Below are 15,490 nucleotides of genomic sequence, written 5' to 3' on the forward strand. Positions count from 1 at the left end.
GCGCCGGCGCGGAAGAAGTCCACCGGCACCCCGAAGCCGGGCACCACGGTGAAACCCCCGTCCGGCGCCGCCGGAACGGTCGTCTCGTACGCGCTGGCCCAGGTCGGCAAGCGCTACGTCTACGGAGCGTCCGGCCCGAACAGTTTCGACTGCAGTGGCCTGGTCGCGGCAAGCTACGCCCGGGTCGGCATCAAGTTGCCGCACCAGAGCGGAGCGATCGCCAGCCGCGGCCGGCGTGTCCCAGCCGGGCAGTGGATGCCCGGAGACGTGATCTACACACCTGGTCACGTGGCCATCTACCTGGGCAACAACAGGATGGTCGCGGCGACGAAGCCCAGCACGGGGGTGCGGATCGGCACGGTCCGGGGCGGGACCGCGTACCGGTTCCTGTAAGGCCCGGTAGGCCGATCGGCAAGACGGATCAAGACGTGGTGCCCGGAGCGACGCTGCTCCGGGCACCACCTCGTCCGGCCCCGACCCGAGCAGTAGCGGGCGCCGAAGACCCGCCATGACCACAAAGACCACAACGAACTCCGCGACCGCAACCGTGACCGGAGTCACTCGGCCCGGAAGCATCTACGCAACCCAGTGGAAACGCTGCGGCAACAGATGACGATCCCGGCCGAGGAGATAGTGATGACAGACGTTCGAGGCACGGCGGGACTCCGATCCCGCGGCGGCCCGTACTCACCCGGCCGGGGACCGGCGATCCGGCGTCGGGCCGCCGCGCTGGTGTGCGTACCGCTGATGGCTCTCGGGGCCGTCGGCTGCGCCAAGGACGGCGACGACGCCGGCTCGGATGCGGCGGTGAAGTACCCGACCAGCACCCTGGAGCTGATGGCGCCGGCCGCACCCGGCGGCGGCTGGGACAGCACCGCACGGTCGCTGCAGAAGGCGCTGACCGACAGCAAGCTGGTCACCGAGTCGGTCGAGGTCTACAACGTGCCCGGTGCCGGCGGCACCCTCGGCCTGTCCCAGCTCGTCACGAAGAACAAGGGTGACTCGCACCAGCTCATGGTGACCGGTCTGGTGATGATCGGCGGCGTGGTGACCAACAAGTCGCCGGTGAAGCTGAGCCAGGTCACGCCGATCGCCACGCTCACCGCCGAGCAGGAGGTGATCGTCGTACCGGCGGCCTCGAAGTACACCACCCTGCAGCAGCTCATGGACGACGCCAAGTCGAACCCCTCGTCGATCAACTGGGGTGGCGGTTCGGCCGGCGGCACCGACCAGATCCTGGTCGGCCTGCTCGCCAAGGCGGCCGGCGCGGACCCCAAGGCGATGAAGTACATCGCGTACTCCGGTGGCGGCGAGTCCAAGGCCGCGCTGCTCTCCGGTGACCTGACCGCGGCCGTCTCCGGCGCGAGCGAGTACTCCGACCTGGTCGCGGCCGGCAAGCTGCGCGCCCTCGCGGTCTCCGGACCGGCCGGCATCGACGTCGGCGCCGGCAAGCCGACCCCGACGATCAAGGAATCGGGGTACGACGTGGAGCTGATGAACTGGCGCGGACTGGTGGCCCCGCCCGGAATCAAGGCCGGTGAGCGGGCCGCCATCATCAAGCTGATCGACGACCTGCACTCGTCGGCGCAGTGGAAGCAGACTCTCACCGACCAGAAGTGGGAGGACTTCTACCGCAGCGGGGACGAGGCGAAGGCGTACTTCGAGAGCGAGAACACCCGGATCACCACGGTCCTCAGCGAGATCGGCCTGGCCGGTTAATGGCTCTGCCGACAACTGACGCACAGGGGAGGGTCGACCCGCGGGTCGCCCTCCCCCGGGCGCCGTGGGGACCGCGGATCCTCGGCGCCGTCCTGCTGTTGGTGGGACTGTTCCTCTGCTGGACCGCGTACGACTCCGCCGAGGGCGACTTCTCCGCGCACGGGCCGTGGCTGGCGCCGCTGGTGGTGACGGCCGGCTGGGTGGTCCTCTCCGCCTGGTACCTGGTCAGCCAGTTCGTCCGCCCGGCCAACCCGACCGACGCCGCCGCGACCACAGTGGAACCGACCGACGGCGCGGATCCGGCGCTCCGTTCGGAGACGGTCCACGAGCCGGCACCGGTCGCCGGAACCGCCCCGGCCGACAAGGAACCCGGCGCCGGTACGGAACTGGCCGACGGTACGAACCTGCCCGACGGTACGGAGCTGGTCGACGAGACCGAGGCGACCGGGCCGGTGCAGTGGCTCACCCCGGCCCTGCTCGGTGTGGCACTGCTCGGTTACGTGCTCCTCCTGGACCCGGTCGGCTTCGTACTCGCCTCGGCGGTCTTCTTCGTCGCCGCCGCCCGCATCCTCGGTAGTCACCACTCGATCCGGGACGTGCTGGTGGCGGTGCCCCTGGTGCTCGGCATCTACCTCGGCTTCACCCACCTACTCGAGATCTCGCTGCCGTCCGGGGTGTTGCCGCTGTGAACGTCTTCGGAGACCTGCTCAGCGGCTTCGGCACCGTGCTGGAGCCGCAGTACCTGCTCTACGCCGCGATCGGGGTCACCCTCGGCACCTTCGTCGGCGTACTGCCCGGCATCGGTCCGGCGCTGACCATCGCCCTGCTGCTGCCGGTCACGTTCAGCCTGGACGACCCGATCGGCACGTTCATCATGTTCGCCGGGATCTACTACGGCGCCATGTACGGCGGCTCGACCACCAGCATCCTGCTGAACACCCCGGGTGAGTCCGCCTCGGTGGCCACCGCCATCGAGGGTTACCAGATGGCCAGACGGGGTCGGGCGCGCGCCGCCCTGGCCACCGCGGCGATCGGCTCGTTCGTCGCCGGGACCATCTCCACCCTGCTGCTCACCCTCTTCGCCCGGCCGGTGGCCGCGCTGGCGGTCGAGTTCCGGGCGGCGGACTACTTCGCGCTGGCGCTGCTGGCGATGGTCGCGGTCACCGCCCTGGTCGGCCGTTCCCTGGTACGCGGCCTGCTCTCGCTCAGCCTGGGACTCTTCCTCGGGCTGGTCGGGCTCGACGGTCTCACCGGCCAGGCCCGGTTCAGCTTCGGCACCCTGGAACTGCTCGACGGCATCGACGTCGTGGTGATCATCGTCGGGCTGTTCGCCATCGGCGAGACGCTCTACGTGGCGAGCCGGCTGCGGCAGCTTCCGGAGCACGTCACCCCGCTGGAACCGGGCCGCGGCGGCTTCGGCTGGCTCAGCCGGTCGGACTGGTCGCGGTCCTGGCGCCCGTGGCTGCGCGGCACCGCGGTCGGCTTCCCGTTCGGCGCACTGCCGGCCGGTGGCGCCGACATCCCCACCTTCCTCTCCTACACCTTCGAGAAGTACCGCTCGAAGAACAAGGCGGAGTTCGGCAAGGGCGCGATCGAGGGCGTGGCCGGGCCGGAGGCGGCGAACAACGCCGCGTTCTCCGGCGTACTCGTGCCGCTGTTGACCCTGGGTATTCCGACCTCGGCCACGGCGGCGGTGATGCTGGCCGCGTTCCAGATCTTCAACCTGCAACCCGGCCCGCAGCTGTTCGACAAGTCGCCGGAGCTGGTCTGGGCGCTGATCGCATCGCTCTACGTCGGCAACGTGCTGCTGCTGGCGCTGAACCTGCCGCTGATCCGGCTCTGGGTCAAGGTGCTCCAGATCCCCCGCCCGGTGCTGTACGCCGGCATCCTGGTCTTCGCCACCCTCGGCGTGTACGCCGCGTCGAACGACATCACCCAGGTGCTGATCGCGTACGGGATCGGGGTGATCGGGTTCTTCATGCGGCACTACGACTTCCCGATCGCACCGGTCATCCTGGGCGCCATCCTCGGCCCGATGATGGAACTGCAGTTCCGCCGCACCCTCGTACTCAGCAACGGTGACCTGAGCGTCTTCGTCACCCGCCCGCTGACCGCCGTACTGCTGTCGCTGGTGGTGCTGGCCGTGGTGGTGCCGTACCTGCCGAGGATCATCGCCCGGTTGCGGGGCAGGTCGGCCAAGTCGGTGCAGCGCCTCGCCTTCGGCGAGGACGACTGAGGCAGAACCGCCTCAGGCTCCGCCGGTCCACCGGTAACGACGTTCCGGTCGGCCGGCGGAGCCGTACCGCAGGCTCACCCCGGCCTTGCCCGCACCGACGAAGTGCTCCAGGTAGCGGCGGGTGCTGACCCTGGACAGGCCGACCCGCTCGGCGCACTCGGTGGCCGACAGGTCGCCGTCGGCCTTTCGCAGCGCCTCGGCGACCAGGTCGGCCGTGGGTGGGGTCAGGCCCTTGGGCAGTTCGACCGGGGGTGCCGGGCGGAGCGCCAAGAAGAGCCGGTCGACGTCGTCCTGGGCCACCTCGCGGGAGCCGGCGAGACCGTGGTGGGCGACCGCGTACCGCTCCAGCCGGTCACGCAGCGCGTCGAAGCTGAACGGCTTGATCAGGTAGTGGACCACGCCGCTGCGCAACGCGGTCCGGATGGTGTTGACGTCCCGGGCCGCGGTCACCGCGAGTACGTCCACCACCGCGTCGCCCTCACGCAACCGGCGCAGCACCTCCAGGCCGGAGACGTCCGGCAGGTAGATGTCGAGCAGCACCAGGTCCGGCCGGAGCCGGTCCACCTCGGCGAGCGCCTCGGCGCCGGTGTGCGCCACCCCGGCGACGGCGAAGCCCGGCACCCGGGCGACGAAGCCGCACTGCACCTTCGCCACCATGAAGTCGTCGTCGACCACCAGCACCCGGATCATGCCGACACCCCGACGACCAGCGGCAGCCGGGCCACGAACGACGAGCCGCGCACCTGCACGCTGCCGCCCCGGTGCTGGCAGATCAGCCGGATCAGGGCCAGACCGAGGCCGTGGTGACCGAGCGCCTCGTCCTTGGTGCTGTAGCCCTGCCGGAACACCTCCTCGACCAGTTCCTCCGGTACGCCGGGACCGGAGTCGCTGACCGTCACGTGGACCTCGCCGTCGTGCACCCGTACCCCCGCCTCCACCCGGCCGCCCGGCCCGATCGCGTCCAGCGCGTTGTCGATCAGGTTGCCGATCACCGTGACCAGGTCACCGGCGAGCCGTTCGTCGACCACCGGCAGGTCCGACTCGGCGGAGATCACCAGCTGCACCCCCTGCTCGGCGGCCAGGCTCGCCTTCGCGATCAGCAGCGCGGCCAGCGCCGGGTCCCGGATCAGGCTGGTCACGTCCCGGTTGAGCGCCTCGTGCACCTGGCTGGCCCGGGTGATGTAGCGGACCACCTCTTCGTGCTCGCCCAACTCCACCAGCCCGGCGATGGTATGCAGCCGGTTGCTGAACTCGTGTGCCTGGGCCCGGAGCGTGTCCGTGGTGTGTCGACTGACGTCGAGTTCGCGGCGCAACGCGGTCAGCTCGGTGCGGTCCCGCAGGGTCGTCACCGAACCGACCCGGCGCCCCCGGACCAGCACCGGCCGGCGGTTGAGCACCAGCACCCGGTCGTCGCTGAGCACGATCTGGTCCACCCCGCTGACCCGCCCGGTGAGTACGTCACGCAGCCGGGGCTCCATCGGCTGGGCGTGCAGCGACTGCCCGACCGGCGAGGCCGGCAGCCCGAGCAGGCGTACGGCCTCGTCGTTGACCAGGGTGACCCGGTCGGCGGCGTCGGTGCCGAGCACGCCCTCCTTGATGCCGTGCAGCATCGCCTCCCGGTGCTCGACCAGGCCGGTGATCTCGTCCGGTTCCAGGCCCAGCGTCTGCCGCTTCACCCGGCGGGCCAGCAGCAGCGACCCGGCCACCCCGAGCACCCCGCCGAGCAGCAGGTAGGTAAGCAGGTTGGTGAGCCCGGCGGCGAGCTGTTCGGGCAGGGTGGGGTAGACGTCGCCGACCACGATCAGGCCGAGGAAGCTGCCGTCCCGCTCGTCGAGTACGGGCACGTGCGCCACCAGTGCCTTGGACCCGTCGTCGACCACGCCGACCCAGGACCGGCCGGCGAGCCCGTCACTGGTGCCGAGCATCGCGGCGGTGCCCGCGTCCGGGCCGGTGACGAGCTTGCCGGTGGCGTCGGCGATCAGGACGTACGAGGCACCGGAGACCGCTCGGGCGCTTTCCGCGACCGCGGCCAGCGCCTCCTGTCCGGTCGGGTCGCCGAGACCCAGCCGCACCGTACGGTTGATCGCCGCGTTCTCCCCCACCGACCGCAGCCGGGCGCCCTCCTCGCGACGGAACGCCGCGTCGGACTCGGCGATCGACACGGCCGCGACCGCACCGACCACCAGCAGCACGATGCCGAGTTGGAGCAGCAGGAACTGGCCGGCCAGGGACATCCGCTGACGCATCGCTCCTCCTCCGCCGGGGGGTCGGCACCCATTTCGACGCCGGGACGGGCTGGACCGGACCCGGATGGGCGTGGTGGGAAGCGTCCGCCCGACCGACGCCGGAGTCAACCGCAAACTACCCGAGGCCAGGCGGGTGACAACGGGGCGTCGGACGAGCAGGATCGTCAGGTACCTCGGCCAGGCGCCAGGTATGCGCGCACCGGACGGCCACGGGCCGACAGATAACGGCAGCGGGGATTCAGCGGAGGAAAGCCGACAGAGGAGGAGATCACCAGTGCGACGGCTGAAGCGCTCGTTGGCGTTCGGCCTCGCCGTGCTGCTGGTCGGCGTACCGGGCTGCGGCACCGGCCGGCCCGCTGGTGACCTGTCCGAACTGCGGGTGCTGGTGCCCAACGCGCCGGGCAGCGGCTACGACGTCACCGCGCGGATCGCCGCGAAGGCACTGGAGGACGCCGGGGTGATCCGTGGTGTGGAGGTGTTCAACCTGCCCGGCGGCGGGGGCGTGGTCGGTCTGCAACGGCTCGGTTACGAGCGCGGCAACGGCCGGCTGATGATGCTGATGGGGCTCGGGGTGGTCGGCAGCCAGTACACCGAGAGCGCCCGGGTGACGCTCCAGGACACCACGCCGATCGCCCGGCTGATCGAGGAGCCGGCGATCGTGGTGGTCACCCGCGAGTCCCCGTACCGGGACCTGGGGGAGCTGATCGCGGCCTGGCGTGCGGACCCGGCGGCCGTACCGGTCGGCGGCGGTTCCTCGGCCGGCGGCCCGGACCACCTGGCCCCGATGCTGGTCGCGGACGCCGTCGGCATCCCACCCCGGAAGGTTTCCTACCGGCAGTACGACGGCGGTGGCGACCTGCTCGCGGCGATCCTGCACCACCAGGTCGCGTTCGGTGTCTCCGGGCAGAGCGAGTACGCCGACCAGATCGCCTCCGGGCAGTTACGGGTCCTCGCCGTCACCAGCGAACACCGGATCCCCGGCATCCTCACCCCGACCCTGCGGGAGCAGGGCGTGGACGTGGTGTTCAGCAACTGGCGGGGCATCGTCGCCCCACCCGGACTGGCCCGCCGCGACGTGCAGGCGATGCGGGACGCGATCGCCCGGTTGCACGACTCGGCGCAGTGGCGGACCGCCCTGACCAGGTACGGCTGGACCGACGCCTACCTCGACGGCGACGCCTTCGGCGACTTCCTGCGTACGGAGAACGACCGGCTCGACCACCTGCTCGGTGGGCTCGGCCTGACCGGCACGGGTGCCGGCACCGGCTGAGCCCCGAGGGTCAGTCGCTCACCACCGGGCCGTCGTCGGTGGTGTCCTCTCCCCTGCCCGGCCCGATCCGCATGCCCTCGTCGGCCTCGGACTCGACCCCGTCCGGGCGGTACGGGCCGATGCCGGAGAAGCGCCCCGCGCCGTGCCGGCGCAGGATCGCCTGTTCCACCACGTTCACCACGATGATCACGGCGGCCAGGGTGACCAGCGCGGCCAGCGAGGGGATCACCGTGGCGACCGGGAAGAAGACCAGGCAGGCACCGGCGGCCAGCAGCCGGCGCCAGGCCACGGTCCGGTGCAGCCGCCAGTGGGTGTAGGCGAAGGTGCCGAGGAACAGCGCGGATCCGCCGTACAGCAGCGCCGCGTCTCCCATCCGCATCCCGTTCTCCGGCGTCCGGACCACCTCGGCCAGGCCGACGGAGATGACGATGATCCCGCAGCTGAAACCCAGGTGCGCGTAGAGCAGGATCGCCCGCCGTACGTCGCCGCTGCCCTCGGACTGGACCACGGCACGACGGAACGCCCAGAGACCGTGGATGAAGTAGGCCCACCAGAGCCCGCAGGCGAGCGCGTACGAGCCGGCGACGGCGAGGATCCGGTACCAGGTCAACGGCAGGCTGGAGGCGACGGCGCCGACCTGCACCACGGACTCGCCGAGTACGAGGATGAGCAGCAGCCCGTACCGGTGGGTGTAGTGCACGGGCCGGACCCGGAACCTGGCCAGTTGCCTGCGCAACGCCAACGGGCTGAAGATGTCGATCGCGGAGGCGGTCGCCCAGAGCACGATCCGGGCGTAGCCGTCCACGATGCCGCCGATCAGCAGCAACGGCCCGGCGATCACCGCGCCCACCCCGTACGGGCCGACGAAGAAGCCCCGCCACTCGCGGAAGTTGTTGACCGCGAAGCCGGCGAGCAGAACTCGGATGATCAGGTAGCTGACCCCGTAGAGCAGCCCACGGTCGTCGAACGCGCCGGGGATGGCAAGGGCCAGGACGAGGTTGCCGAAGCCGAGGGTGAAGATGACGACCCGGTCGCGGACGTTGCCGATGTCGCGCTGGTTGGCGTAGATGGTGACGCCGACCCATGCCCAGTACATCGAGATGAACAGGATGAGCGCCTGGGCGACACCCAACAGGTCGTGGTCGCGGAACAGCTCGGCGGTGATCTGGGTGACCGCGAAGACGAAGGCCAGATCGAAGAAGAGTTCTTCCCAGGTCACCCCCTTGTCCGACTGCCGCTGCCGCACCGAATCAACATACCGATCACGGTGGGTCGCCGGAGCCGGAGCGATCAGATCACTATCGTGGCGGGATGCCCGCACGATACCCGTCCGTCGATCCGTCCGTCGACCCGTCCGACGGTCCAGCCGACGGCCCGGCCGTGGGTCCGCTGCACGGCGTACGGGTGGTGGAACTCGCCGGGATCGGGCCGGGCCCGTTCGCCGCGATGATGCTGGCCGACATGGGTGCGGACGTGATCCGGGTGGACCGGACCGCCGACGTGCACCCGGAACGGTTCGGCACTCCGCACCCGGACGTGCTCAACCGGGGGCGCCGCTCGATCGGCGTGGACCTGAAGGCCGACGGCGCCCGGCAACTCGTACTCGACCTGGTGCGGGACAGCGACGTACTGCTGGAGGGGTTCCGTCCGGGGGTGACCGAGCGGCTCGGCCTCGGTCCGGCCGACTGCCACGAGGTCAACCCGCGCCTCGTGTACGGGCGGATGACCGGCTGGGGGCAGGACGGGCCGAACGCCGGGTACGCCGGACACGACCTCACCTATCTCGCGCCGACCGGGATCCTGCACGCCATCGGCCGCGCCGACGAACGACCGGTGCCGCCGCTGAACCTGATCGGCGACTTCGGCGGCGGCGGGATGATGCTCGCCTTCGGGGTGGTCTGCGCGCTGTTCGACGTACGTGCCGGCGGTGCCGGGCAGGTGGTCGACGCCGCCATCGTCGACGGCGCCACCCTGCTCTCGACCGCCCTGCACGGGCTGCGCGGTCTCGGCATGTGGCGCAACGAGCGGGGCGCCAACCTGCTCGACGGCGGGGCACCCTTCTACGACACGTACGAGTGTGCCGACGGCCGGTTCGTCGCCGTCGGCGCGCTGGAGCCGCGCTTCTACGCCGAGCTTGTCACCCGTACCGGCTTGCGACCGCCGTCCGGGGACGGGCAGGGCCGGTTCGATCCGGACTCCTGGGCGGTCGACCGGGCGGCCTGGGCGGAGCTGTTCCGCAGCCGGACCCGGGACGAGTGGGCGACGCTGCTGGAACACGGCGACGCCTGTGTCGCCCCGGTGCTCGACTGGGACGAGGCGCCGGAGCATCCGCACCTGGCCGCGCGCGGGGTCTTCGTCAGCCACGCCGGTGCCGTCCAGCCGGCGCCGGCCCCCCGGTTCAGCCGCACCCCCGGTGCGATCCGCCGTCCGCCGCCGCACCCCGGCGAGCACACCGACGAGATCCTCGCCGACCTGGGTCTCTCCCCCGCCGCGATCGCCGGGCTACGCGAGAACCGGACGGTCGCCTAGCTCGGCAACGGGCTCGGCAGGGGCACGGCGGTGCCGGTGACGGCGATGCCGGAGGTGGGGGCGGCAGGGATGCCGACCGTGAGCACGCTGGGGCGGCCGAGGTCGGCCCCCTGGTAGACGGTGACCATCGCGGGCACGGTGACCAGCCCCAACTCGCGCAGGTAGCCGCCGAACGCGGCCGCGGCGGCGCCGGTGGCCGGGTCCTCGAACACCCCGCCCGGCGGGAACGGGTTGCGCGCGTGGAAGATCTCCGCCGACTCGCGCCAGACCAGGTCGACGGTGGTCCAGTCGTGGCGCGCCATCAGGGCGGCCAGCGTGGGCAGGTGGTAGTCCAGGTCGGCGAGCCGCTGCCGGGTCGCCGCCGCGATCACCGGGTGCCGGGCACCGGCGTACGCGACCCGTGGCGGCAGGGCCGGGTCGAGGTCGGCCGGATCCCAGCGCAGGGCCGCGAGCAGTTCGGCGAGGTCGGTGGCGTCGATCGGATCGGTACGCGGCGCGACGCTGGTCAACGTCGCGGTGGTCGTACCGTCCGGGGTGGCGGCGGTGGTCACGTCGACCCGACCGGCGCGGGTGTCGAGGTGCATCCGTCCGGTGCCGTGCCGCTGGGCGTACGCGGCGGCGGTGGCGATGGTGGCGTGGCCGCAGAACGGCACCTCGGCCAGCGGGCTGAAGTAGCGGATGTCGAAGTGGTCGTCGCCGCGCGGCAGCAGGAAGGCGGTCTCGGAGTAGCCGACCTCGGCGGCCACCCGGAGCATCTCCGCACCGTCCACGCCGGTCGCGTCGAGCACCACCCCGGCCGGGTTACCGCCGCTCGGGTCGGTGCTGAAGGCGGCGTACCGCAGGATTTCCATGATCACGACCCTACGCGCGGCGTACGGGACCAGCGACGGCCAATCGCCGTCCGCTGGCTCGACGGACCCGACCCGCAACCGGCAAGGATCCCCTGCTCGCACCCCTAGTGCCGGTGAGTACGAGAATGGTTCATTTTCACTCATCGTCTACGCCGCGAACACACCCCGGATTGTTGACAAACTTGAATGTATCGGGGGCCGTCGGTGGTCACTCCCAACCGATGCCGGCGGTCGCCGGACGACGACCGCGGGCAGGCAGATCACCGATCACGAGTCAACCCCGAAACCCTCCGCAGGCACCCATCTCCATCCACAGCCCTGGTGACGCCCGCCCCATGGCAGTCGGCTCCCATCCGCGTCAGCCTCCTTCCCTACCGCGACAAGTTCGGTTCGGACGGCACCACGATGGCAGTTCTCGCCGCACGCCTAAGGAGAGACACCATGCGGCTGATCCTCTTCAACACCCTGATGGGCGCTTGCGCCGGCATCGCACTGCTCCTCGTACCCCGCTTCTGGGCGGTGGTACGGGGTGAACGACCGCCGCTGCTGCTGCTCGGCAACCAGCCGGTCAGCCCGAGCGGCTGGGCGGCGACGTTCGGCATCCTCGGTTTTGTCCTCACCTCGCTCGGCTTCGTCACCACGATCTGGCATCCCTCCGCCCCCGCCAAGGACTACATCGACACGATCTTCGGTGAGCCGACCCTGCTGCTGGGCGTCATCCTGCTGGCCGCCGCCTGGTATCTCGGCCGACGACCCGACGGCGAGGAACTCGACCCGGTGGCGCTGCGCGCGGTGCTCACCCCGGTGAGCTGGGTGGTGTTCTGGCTCGGCATCATCCTGGTCTGGTGCACCCTGGCCATCATCCGGTTCAACGTCGTCGGCGCCGCCCCGGCGGAGGAACCGATCACCGGACTGCTGCACGACTGGCCGATGGTGGAGAATCTCTTCTTCGCCCTGCTGCTGTACGGTCCCGCGGCCGTCGGCTGTCTGCTGTTCCCCGCCGCCGTACGGGGCAACGGGCGGGTTGCCTGGCTCACCCTCTACTGGTGCTGGACCATCGCCGGTTTCGGGTTCGCCCTGTTCAGCGCGATGAACTTCTACACCCACACCGGAATGCTGATCAACCTCGGCACGGACGGCGCCGACTACCGGTGGTGAGCGGCACCGACCCCGCGTGAATCGCCTGGGGGCCGCCGGGTCGGTCCGGAGGCCCCCAGGATCGGTGGATCTAGCTGATCTAAGCTGACCCGGATCCGGGCCGGAATACCGGCCAAGGTACGGCGAACGCGCGGAAATCGGGTGGCACCATGTACGACGCGATGCTGGCGGAGACGGTCACGCTCACCGGGGCGGACGGGGACGAGATCGAGGCCTATCTGGCCCGCCCGCTGGGCCCCGGCCCGTACGGCGCGGTGGTGGTGATCCACCATATGCCCGGCTACGACGAGGCGACCAAGGAGATGACCCGTCGCCTCGCCCACCACGGTTACCTGGCCGTCTGCCCGAACCTGTACAGCCGGGAAGCGCCCGGCGCGAGCCCGGACGACGCGGCCGCCGCCGCCCGCGCCAACGGCGGGGTGCCGGACGTACGGCTGGTCGGTGACGTGGCCGGCGCGGCGGCGTACCTGCGGGGGCTGACGTCCAGCAACGGCAAGGTCGGCGTGATCGGGCACTGCTCCGGGGGCCGGCAGTCGTTCCTGGCCGCCTGCCAGTTGCCGCTCGACGCCGCGGTCGACTGCTACGGCGCGTTCGTGGTCGGTACGCCCCCGGCGGGCATGCCCGCGACGTTCCAACCGCTGCTGGGCATGGCCGACCGGCTCTCCGCCCCGCTGCTCGGGCTCTTCGGCGCGGAGGACAAGTACCCGTCGCCGGAGCAGACCGAGGAACTGGAGCGGGAGCTGACCCGGCTCGGCAAGACCTTCGAGTTCCACACGTACGACAACGCCGGTCACGCCTTCTTCGCCACCGACCGGCCCAGCTACCGCCCCCAGGCCGCGGTCGACGGCTGGCAGAAGATCTTCGCCTGGTTCGACCGCTACCTGAGCGCCTGAGGAGCCGGACATGTGCACCTACGTCACCGAGAAGATCGAGATCGACGGCAGCGGCAAGGGCCCGACCGGCTGGTTCGGTCTCACCGACGCCACCGTGTACGTCGACCACCCCGTGCACGCCCCGTACGAGCACACCGTGAACATCGATCTGGTGAATCCGGCCGCCGGTCCGGCCGCCCGGGTGGCGGTGGAGTTGACCGAGGAGTCGGCGCTGGCCCTGATCGCCGCGATCCAGGCGGCGCTGGCCAGCGCCCCGCCCGGACTGGCCAGCGCGCCGCGTCCGGCGTCCTGATCCTCGGGAAGGGGCGGATCCGGTGCGCCGGAGCGGCTCGACGCGGAAAGTAAGCTTTTCCGCAGGCCTCGCCACCGCGACGGACGATCCGCGCTGATCGCGACCTATTGCTCCGAACTGATGAGGACCCGGTGACCCAGACTGTCGACAACACCGCACAGGATCCCGCGGCCGCGGCCGCCCCGCTCTCCGCACAGAACGGGCCGTACTTCGGTCGGTTCGGTGGGCGGTTCGTGCCCGAAGCGCTGATCGCGGCGCTGGAGGAGCTGGACGCCGCGTACACCACGGCGCTGCTGGATCCGGAATTTGTCGCCCAGCTCGACGAGCTGCACCGCAGCTACTCCGGCCGGCCGAGCATCCTGACCGAGGCGCCTCGGTTCGGCGAGCACGCCGGTGGTGCCCGGATCATCCTCAAGCGCGAGGATCTGAACCACACCGGGTCCCACAAGATCAATAACGTGCTGGGTCAGGCGCTGCTGACCGTACGGATGGGCAAGACCCGGGTCATCGCCGAGACCGGCGCCGGCCAGCACGGCGTCGCCACCGCGACCGCCGCCGCCCTGCTCGGCCTCGAAGCCGTGATCTACATGGGCGAGGAGGACACCCGGAGGCAGGCGCTGAACGTGGCCCGGATGCGGCTGCTGGGCGCCACCGTCATCCCGGTCACGGCGGGCTCGCGCACGCTCAAGGACGCGATGAACGAGGCCATGCGCGACTGGGTCACCAACGTGCACAACACGCACTACCTGATCGGTTCGGTCGCCGGGCCGCACCCGTTCCCGTCGATGGTGCGCGACTTCCAGAAGATCATCGGGATCGAGGCCCGGCAGCAGGTGCTCGACCTGGTCGGCCGGCTGCCGGACGTGATCTGCGCCTGCGTCGGCGGCGGGTCGAACGCGATCGGGATCTTCCAGGCCTTCCTCGACGACACCGAGGTCGAACTGGCCGGATTCGAGGCGGGCGGCGACGGTGTCGACACCGGCCGGCACGCGGCGGCGATCAGCGGCGGTGCACCCGGTGTGCTGCACGGCAGCCGCTCCTTCATCCTCCAGGACGAGTTCGGCCAGACCGTGGAGAGCCACTCTATCTCGGCCGGGCTCGACTATCCCGGCGTCGGGCCGGGGCACTCCTGGCTGCACGAGATCGGTCGGGGCCGCTACGAGGCGGTGACCGACGCGGACGCCATGGAGGCGTTCCTGCTGCTCTCCCGTACCGAGGGGATCATCCCGGCGATCGAGAGCGCGCACGCGCTGGCCGGTGCGCTGCGCGAGGGCCGCCGACTCGGCCCGGACGGGGTCATCCTGGTCAACCTCTCCGGCCGCGGTGACAAGGACGTCGACACCGCCGCCCGCTACTTCGGTTTGCTGGACGGCGCGCCCGCGCCGGACGCCACCTCCGCACCGGCCGGGGCGGCCGACGCGGCGCACGGAGAGGACGCGGCCAAGTGACCGTCCGTACGACCATCGAGAAGGCTCGCGCCGAGGGCCGCGCCGCACTGATCGGTTACCTGCCGGTCGGGTTCCCCGACGTCGAGACCTCGGTTGCCGCGATGCGGGCCATGGTGGCCGGTGGCGTGGACATCGTCGAGGTGGGACTGCCGTACTCGGATCCGCTGATGGACGGCCCGGTGATCCAGCGGGCCACCGAGGCGGCACTGGCCGCCGGCACCCAGACCCGGGACGCGTTCACCGCCGTACGCGGGGTGGTCGACGCCGGTGCGCCGGCACTGGTGATGACGTACTGGAACCTGGTTGACCGGTACGGCGTGGACCGGTTCGCCGACGACCTGGCCACCGCGGGCGGTTCGGGGCTGATCACACCGGACCTGATCCCGGACGAGGCCGCGCAGTGGCAGGCCGCCTCGGACGCGCACGACCTGGACCGGGTCTACCTGGTCGCGCTGACCTCCACCCCGCAGCGGCTGGCGATGACGGCGAACGCGTCACGCGGTTTTGTCTACGCGGCGTCGTTGATGGGCGTGACCGGCGAGCGCAACTCGGTCGGCGCGGGCGCGCGGGACCTGGTCGAGCGGGTGAAGGCGGTGACCGACGTACCCGTCTGTGTCGGGCTCGGGGTGAGCAACGGGGTCCAGGCCGCGCAGGTCGCCGCCTTCGCAGACGGTGTCATCGTCGGCTCGGCCTTCGTCCGCGCCCTGATCGACGCGCCCGACCGCCAGTCCGGCATCGCCGCCGTGGAAGCCATCGCCAGAGACCTGGCCGAGGGCGTCCGTTCCGCCTGATCCCCGAACCGATAATTCCGTACCAGGCTGTTGCTTGTCGTGTTCCCGGTGGGCTCC

The 15,490-nt window shown here is 71.0% G+C and carries 15 protein-coding genes; 11 read left to right on the plus strand and 4 right to left on the minus strand.

From position 1 onward, the window contains the following. The first annotated feature begins 48 nt into the window (after positions 1–48). The 4 genes from AB0J90_RS00710 (at position 49) to AB0J90_RS00725 (ending at position 3,955) form a co-directional block, all read left to right on the plus strand. Complete coding sequence (locus tag AB0J90_RS00710; protein ID WP_326558844.1) at positions 49–393, plus strand: C40 family peptidase; 345 nt, start codon at positions 49–51, stop codon at positions 391–393. A gap of 243 nt (positions 394–636) precedes the next feature. Then, positions 637–1,719: a tripartite tricarboxylate transporter substrate-binding protein gene (locus AB0J90_RS00715; RefSeq protein ID WP_363590755.1), complete on the plus strand. Its 1,083-nt coding sequence runs from the start codon at positions 637–639 to the stop codon at positions 1,717–1,719. A gap of 101 nt (positions 1,720–1,820) precedes the next feature. Continuing rightward, complete coding sequence (locus tag AB0J90_RS00720; protein ID WP_363591377.1) at positions 1,821–2,408, plus strand: tripartite tricarboxylate transporter TctB family protein; 588 nt, start codon at positions 1,821–1,823, stop codon at positions 2,406–2,408. Further along, complete coding sequence (locus tag AB0J90_RS00725; protein WP_363590756.1) at positions 2,405–3,955, plus strand: tripartite tricarboxylate transporter permease; 1,551 nt, start codon at positions 2,405–2,407, stop codon at positions 3,953–3,955. Before AB0J90_RS00720 ends, AB0J90_RS00725 begins: the two co-directional genes overlap by 4 nt. 12 nt (positions 3,956–3,967) lie before the next feature. Here AB0J90_RS00725 and AB0J90_RS00730 read toward each other — a convergent pair whose 3' ends face one another. Next, positions 3,968–4,645, minus strand: a complete 678-nt coding sequence (locus AB0J90_RS00730; RefSeq protein ID WP_363590757.1) for a response regulator — start codon at positions 4,643–4,645, stop codon at positions 3,968–3,970. Further along, entirely contained in the window at positions 4,642–6,201 is a 1,560-nt protein-coding gene (locus AB0J90_RS00735) for an ATP-binding protein (RefSeq protein ID WP_363590758.1), read from the minus strand. Before AB0J90_RS00735 ends, AB0J90_RS00730 begins: the two co-directional genes overlap by 4 nt. Before the next feature lie 274 nt (positions 6,202–6,475). Here AB0J90_RS00735 and AB0J90_RS00740 point away from each other — a divergent pair, with 274 nt between their 5' ends. Next, the gene (locus AB0J90_RS00740; RefSeq protein WP_363590759.1) at positions 6,476–7,471 is read left to right on the plus strand and encodes a tripartite tricarboxylate transporter substrate-binding protein; all 996 of its coding nucleotides are present in this window, start codon (positions 6,476–6,478) and stop codon (positions 7,469–7,471) included. Between the two features lie 10 nt (positions 7,472–7,481). On the opposite strand, the gene AB0J90_RS00745 is transcribed toward AB0J90_RS00740, so the two are convergent. Beyond that, the gene (locus AB0J90_RS00745) at positions 7,482–8,717 is read right to left on the minus strand and encodes a low temperature requirement protein A (RefSeq protein ID WP_363590760.1); all 1,236 of its coding nucleotides are present in this window, start codon (positions 8,715–8,717) and stop codon (positions 7,482–7,484) included. Positions 8,718–8,782: 65 nt separating this feature from the next. Between AB0J90_RS00745 and AB0J90_RS00750 the strand changes: the two genes are divergently transcribed. Beyond that, on the plus strand, positions 8,783–10,000 hold the full coding sequence (locus AB0J90_RS00750) for a CaiB/BaiF CoA-transferase family protein (protein ID WP_363590761.1): 1,218 nt from the start codon (positions 8,783–8,785) through the stop codon (positions 9,998–10,000). Here the strand turns inward: AB0J90_RS00750 and AB0J90_RS00755 are convergent. After that, positions 9,997–10,851, minus strand: coding sequence for a PhzF family phenazine biosynthesis isomerase (locus AB0J90_RS00755; protein WP_363590762.1), 855 nt, complete (start codon positions 10,849–10,851; stop codon positions 9,997–9,999). The two genes, AB0J90_RS00750 and AB0J90_RS00755, sit on opposite strands and share 4 nt — an antisense overlap. A 441-nt stretch (positions 10,852–11,292) precedes the next feature. Here AB0J90_RS00755 and AB0J90_RS00760 point away from each other — a divergent pair, with 441 nt between their 5' ends. From AB0J90_RS00760 to trpA, 5 genes are all read left to right on the plus strand, one after another. Further along, positions 11,293–12,009 (plus strand): DUF981 family protein, encoded by a 717-nt coding sequence (locus AB0J90_RS00760; protein ID WP_363590763.1) that lies wholly within the window; start codon positions 11,293–11,295, stop codon positions 12,007–12,009. Positions 12,010–12,158: 149 nt separating this feature from the next. Further along, complete coding sequence (locus AB0J90_RS00765) at positions 12,159–12,902, plus strand: dienelactone hydrolase family protein (protein WP_363590764.1); 744 nt, start codon at positions 12,159–12,161, stop codon at positions 12,900–12,902. A 10-nt stretch (positions 12,903–12,912) separates the two neighbouring features. Beyond that, complete coding sequence (locus AB0J90_RS00770) at positions 12,913–13,194, plus strand: DUF6295 family protein (protein ID WP_363590765.1); 282 nt, start codon at positions 12,913–12,915, stop codon at positions 13,192–13,194. Positions 13,195–13,325: 131 nt separating this feature from the next. After that, positions 13,326–14,642: a tryptophan synthase subunit beta gene (trpB, locus tag AB0J90_RS00775; protein WP_363590766.1), complete on the plus strand. Its 1,317-nt coding sequence runs from the start codon at positions 13,326–13,328 to the stop codon at positions 14,640–14,642. Continuing rightward, positions 14,639–15,433, plus strand: coding sequence for a tryptophan synthase subunit alpha (trpA, locus tag AB0J90_RS00780; RefSeq protein ID WP_363590767.1), 795 nt, complete (start codon positions 14,639–14,641; stop codon positions 15,431–15,433). The genes trpB and trpA overlap by 4 nt, the downstream gene beginning before the upstream one ends. Positions 15,434–15,490 lie beyond the last annotated feature (57 nt).

Source organism: Micromonospora sp. NPDC049523 (genome assembly GCF_040676775.1).
Classification (GTDB): domain Bacteria; phylum Actinomycetota; class Actinomycetes; order Mycobacteriales; family Micromonosporaceae; genus Micromonospora_G.